This is a genomic window from Bacillus sp. OK048, assembly GCF_900103525.1.
Lineage (GTDB): Bacteria > Bacillota > Bacilli > Bacillales > Cytobacillaceae > Neobacillus.
The window spans coordinates 1-3,653 of the sequence record NZ_FNHN01000033.1 but is presented as its reverse complement, the minus strand read 5'-3'; the positions used below and the strand labels follow the sequence as shown (position 1 = coordinate 3,653).

The following is a 3,653-nucleotide window of genomic DNA, read 5'->3' as shown; positions in this document are numbered from 1 at the left end:
TATGAAAGTATTGTTAGGAAGCGTGTCGAAAAATATTTTTTTGACACCCCACCAACGGGTCAAACCGTTGATAAATCAACATTTATAGAGGGAGGAATTATTGTGTTATTGTCAAAATCCTGGGAACTTTATGAATCGGATAAAAGGATTGAAGGTTTCTCTCCTCAGACCTTAAAAGCGTATAAGCTCCAATCTAAGCTACTTATCCAACACTTTAACGATGTAAATATTGAATCTTTGATGACAAATCAGTTGAAGGAATACTTAGCAAAGTCTAGTGAACACTTAAAGCCATCAAGTTTAGCTCATCGGATTCGATTCATTAAATCTCTATTCCGTTGGTCATACGAGGAAGGGCATATACCCAAAAATCCAGCTGCGAAAATCAAAGAACCCAAACAAGGAAAACGAATTCCTAAATTTTTGACGGACAGAGAAATTGAACATTTGAGGGAAGCGTGTTTTACTCCAATGGAAAAGGCATTATTCGAATTGATGTTTTCCACAGGTTGTAGAATAGGTGAAATTGTTTCCCTTGAAAAGAATAGTATTAATTGGTCAAATCGTTCTGCCATAGTCCTTGGAAAGGGAGATAAGGAAAGGGAGGTATATTTTAATATACGGTGTGAAATCTGGCTCAAACGATATTTAGACCTTCGCCAGGATAAAGATCCAGCTATATTTGTTACTCTACGCAACCCACATAAAATGAGTATAGGTCAGATGAGGTACATCATTAAACGAATATCAAGTCGTGCAGGGATCAACAAAGAAATCCATCCACACCAACTACGCCACAGCTATGCCACACACCTATTGAACAACGGGGCTCCCATTGATGTTATTCAAAGTTTACTGGGTCACGAAAAAAGCGAGACCACTAGGATTTATGCTCAGTTAAGTGGAAACCTTAGAAGAGAATTTTATAGAAAATATTTTTAGAAATGGATAGGCAAAAGGCAACGGATACTTCCGCTGCCTTTTCACAATCGCACCCGTTAGCCATCCATGCAGCACAAAATCAGTGATGCACCACAGAGAATGAAAATGGTTTGGAAGTGTCAATACTGATACTGACCTTAATCCAGTAAACCTTAATCCATAGACTTATTAATTAACGCTCTCCTCTTTTTTTAACGATTGAGCAGGGTCTTCTTAAGAATTGTCATTTTTCTAATCTTGAAGAAACTTATTTTCATGGTAGTTGAAGATTGGTTTCTTGATCCACAATGTAGCTTTTTCTACTAAGAACTTGTGGTACCATCATCTTGATTATGTTAATTAAGCTTTAGGGAAATAGAATTTGATTCTTGAGTTACAACGATATCTTGTTGTTCAGAACTTCCATCTGTATATTTTACATTTACTTTAATGATAATGTCATCACCTATTACTTCATTGCCGTCATGAGGAATTGCAAGAGTATATTTATGTTTTTCCTGTTCATTATAGTTAACTGTGTAGCTATTCCCTACTTCCTTTATACCCTCATATACATCCGAACCAGGCTCACTAGAAATGAAATTTATCTTTTCCGATCTTAACCATTCACTGTCTACATACTCTTTAGATGTAAATGTAACATCCTCAATAAACTTGCCTTCGCTTAAGGTATAAGTGATTGAGTCGATCTGTTCTCCAGTTATACTAAGTCTAACATCTGTAAAAATTAAATTAGCTCCTTCACCACTTATACTCATAATACCTACTCTATCTTCTGTTGCTAATTCAATAGTAGCTTTTTCTGATGTAATAGTTGTATTAAACTGTTTCCCATCATCACTCAATGCATAAGCTGTGATCGCAAAATTTGCAACTTGGAGCTCTCCATTCTTATTAAAATATGGCATGCCTATCATAATAGATAAAAGGATTCCAAATGCACATGCTACCGAAATCCATCTTTTATAATTCACTTGAACCGATTTTTTCTTTCCTATATTCTCTTTCACACGATCTTCCATAGCTTTTGACATTTCAATAGAAGTAACAGCATCTTTGATCTTCTCAAAGTCCATATTCATTCTCCTTTCGATATCTTTCTCGAAGAAGCTCTCTTCCCCGTTGTAACCGCTTTTTCACTGCTGACGTAGTAATGGTAAGGATTTTCGCTATTTCATCGACTTTATAGCCCTCCACATAATGAAGTAACAATACAACTTTATGTTTAGTTGGCAATCTCATTAGATGGTCGAGTAAACCATGGTTTTTATCATTCTTAGAATATAGCTGTAAATCATTGATATCTAAATGTTTACGAATAATATTGTACCTTCTCATATTCTTGCAGCGATTCGTGGCAATCGTTATTAACCATGCTTTCTCATGTTCTGAATCGTTAAAAATTGGAGATTTCGTTAGATAAGTAATAAAAGTGTCTTGTACGACATCCTCTGCATCTTTCTCATTGCATAAAATAACAAGACAAATTCTAAATAGCATATTGCCATATGTATCAACAATTCGCTCTACATCTAGTTCAGCCGACCAAACCACTTGTTGCAACATTCCTCAACTCCTTTCACTACTAACACACTTGAAGATACCAAATGGTGACTTTTTGTTTTAGAAAAAACACATCCTAATCAATATGTACCTCGTTCAGTACAGTGATGGAACAACAAATATTCGAAATCGCACTCTAATTAGGAAAACATTAGCACAACGACTGACATAAGTAACAATAATTATTACATAAAAAAGTGCTTAGTTCATTGGAAAACTAAGCACTTCTTTATTATTTTGGTATTCAAATATTCAACAAAAGCACCCGTTAGTGCAACAAGAAATTACCGTTGAACAAGTACAATATTGTCTATTTACGTTTAACTGCTAAACATTTCAAAATAATAATAAATGGTGGTGGTCTATGATTAGTTGGATTAATACTCACATAATCAATACTCCATATTTTATAATTGTATTTAATTTAGGATGGTTTTTAATGCTAATCGTTTATACTAAATGGTATTTTAAATCCTCAAGGCAAGGTAATAAGGAGGAAAGGATACTATATTCTATTCTTCCTAAACAGAAACAAAACCTTTCTATTCTGGGTGATTAGTATGGAATCCTTCTTGAACTAAACTGCCCCATTTGGAGTTTCCTCCTAATTTACAACCTTCACCGCGGTCACATCTTCGAATACAATGCGCTCATATTCGCCAGGCTTTACCTCTAGGCGTAGCTCATGCGTAATAGGATCAACGCGATGTATACGCCCGGTATAGTCCGTTGTAAAGCCATCAGACCAGACGGTTACCCTTACCGCGTGTTTATACTCCAGAGCGTACTTAATGCGCAGGTCGTACTCCTCCATCTGATACTCGTCTAAAATCGGCTTAGCTTCCCGCTTCATATCGTGCCATAAGTCACGCTGCATTTTTACTTGCTCCGGCATAAAGAACGCCCCTTGCCACTTAATTTTACCGCGATCACGTATTGCCATATCGAATCACTCCTTCGTATTTAATACTACTATTATATACGAACAAACGTTCCGTATGTATACAACATTAAAAAGGACCCATTAAGGTCCTAAAAATAATTTTATTCACCTAAAGCACCCGTTACTTTAAGTACAATCCTTCACAAATTATAAGAAAAATGCACCAAAAGGGAGTCTTTTCAAGAGGAATTTATTTTTTTCCTTA

Annotated in this window: 4 protein-coding genes; 1 reads left to right on the top strand and 3 read right to left on the bottom strand. The window is 35.6% G+C overall.

Annotated features, from left to right (window positions below; translation table 11 throughout):
* Positions 1 to 102: 102 nt before the first annotated feature.
* A complete protein-coding gene (locus BLR86_RS25430) occupies positions 103 to 942 on the top strand; it encodes a tyrosine-type recombinase/integrase (RefSeq protein WP_090768592.1) in 840 nt (279 codons plus the stop codon).
* Between the two features lie 335 nt (positions 943 to 1,277).
* Here BLR86_RS25430 and BLR86_RS25425 read toward each other — a convergent pair whose 3' ends face one another.
* The 3 genes from BLR86_RS25425 to BLR86_RS25410 all read right to left on the bottom strand — a co-directional run bounded on the left by BLR86_RS25425 (position 1,278) and on the right by BLR86_RS25410 (position 3,448).
* On the bottom strand, positions 1,278 to 2,018 hold the full coding sequence (locus BLR86_RS25425) for a hypothetical protein (RefSeq protein ID WP_254782459.1): 741 nt from the start codon (positions 2,016 to 2,018) through the stop codon (positions 1,278 to 1,280).
* Entirely contained in the window at positions 2,008 to 2,508 is a 501-nt protein-coding gene (locus BLR86_RS25420; protein WP_090768586.1) for an RNA polymerase sigma factor, read from the bottom strand. The genes BLR86_RS25425 and BLR86_RS25420 overlap by 11 nt, the downstream gene beginning before the upstream one ends.
* A gap of 601 nt (positions 2,509 to 3,109) precedes the next feature.
* Positions 3,110 to 3,448 (bottom strand): YolD-like family protein, encoded by a 339-nt coding sequence (locus tag BLR86_RS25410; RefSeq protein WP_090768580.1) that lies wholly within the window; start codon positions 3,446 to 3,448, stop codon positions 3,110 to 3,112.
* Positions 3,449 to 3,653 lie beyond the last annotated feature (205 nt).

Coding starts and splice junctions, on each gene's coding strand:
- BLR86_RS25420 (WP_090768586.1), bottom strand. CDS start 2,508: ATGTTGCAACAAGTGGTTTGGTCGGCTGAACTAGATGTAGAGCGAATT.
- BLR86_RS25425 (WP_254782459.1), bottom strand. CDS start 2,018: ATGGACTTTGAGAAGATCAAAGATGCTGTTACTTCTATTGAAATGTCA.
- BLR86_RS25410 (WP_090768580.1), bottom strand. CDS start 3,448: ATGGCAATACGTGATCGCGGTAAAATTAAGTGGCAAGGGGCGTTCTTT.